A 649-nucleotide genomic window follows, 5' to 3' on the forward strand; every position below is an offset into this window, starting at 1 on the left:
TTCGTTTCTTATTTATCGCTTTAATTAATAAAACAATATTAACAATTACAGCTATTCCCAAAATATATAAAAGTCCATACTCCTCAATGTAAATACTAAAAATAGCAACCCCACAAACTGCTATTAAAATAAATAAACTTCTTACAATTTTTACATTTTGTTCCATATATCATTCAACCTTTCACGAACGGCGTTGATATTATACTCCAATCCTTCATAATTCGGTGCGTCATATTGATGTTGATTGCAATATTTAGCAATTTGATTCACGTTTGCGCCTAACTTACTTAAATCTTTGGCAATCGATTGTCGCGTCTCTTTATCAAATTTGGGCGCTACCAATCGACTCCCATGTGCCTTTTTCTTAACGAAATTCGGCACACTCATATTCAAAGTTTCAGCCGATGACCTTAACTTTTCATATTCGGATTCGCTCACTCTGAAACTAATTTGTTTCGGCTCTTTGCGGTTGGGTTTACGGTTTTCCCCAACAGACAAATCGCTAGCCAAATTATTATCACGTTCACTCATTTAATCCCACCACGTTTCTACGAAATATATTACTTTCTATATTTGTAGATTATAGGATAATCAACAAAATTTCAAGTAATAATGTGGTTTGGCAAGCGTTGTATATTCTAGCCACTTC

General features: G+C 33.9%; 1 protein-coding gene. It reads right to left on the reverse strand.

Annotation, left to right across the window (positions count from 1 at the left end):
- Window positions 1-150: 150 nt before the first annotated feature.
- Window positions 151-531, reverse strand: a complete 381-nt coding sequence (locus tag IE187_RS21790; protein ID WP_103301670.1) for a plasmid mobilization protein — start codon at window positions 529-531, stop codon at window positions 151-153.
- Window positions 532-649 lie beyond the last annotated feature (118 nt).

This window comes from Sphingomonas glacialis (genome assembly GCF_014653575.1).
GTDB lineage: Bacteria > Pseudomonadota > Alphaproteobacteria > Sphingomonadales > Sphingomonadaceae > Sphingomonas > Sphingomonas glacialis.

Bases quoted from the DNA above. Each gene is read 5' to 3' on its own strand.
- IE187_RS21790 (WP_103301670.1), bottom strand. From the start codon at position 531: ATGAGTGAACGTGATAATAATTTGGCTAGCGATTTGTCTGTTGGGGAA.